At 78.0% G+C, this 232-nt stretch carries 1 pseudogene; it reads right to left on the reverse strand.

Annotated elements, in window-relative coordinates:
• Positions 1-232, reverse strand: a pseudogene (locus KVT37_RS33170) (sensor histidine kinase); the annotation flags it as partial.

The raw sequence follows: 232 nt of genomic DNA on the forward strand, positions 1-232 counted from the left end.
GCCGCTGTCGTCGACCGCGACGGTGATCGGGCCGGGGCCGCCGCCATGGTCGATGGCGTGGCGCACCAAATTCGCCGGGGCGCGTTCGATCTGCGAGCCATTCGCCTCGCCATGGACCGGGCCTCCGGGCGGCTCGAGGGCGGGGTCGGGGCCGGCCTCGTTCGCCAGCGGCGCGAGGGCGGGGGCGCCCCGGCGTCCAGGCTGGGTCAGGTCGGTGCTCCGGCGCTCCGCG

Origin of the sequence: Mesorhizobium sp. GbtcB19 (assembly GCF_019091085.1) — a bacterium.
GTDB lineage: Bacteria > Pseudomonadota > Alphaproteobacteria > Rhizobiales > Rhizobiaceae > Mesorhizobium.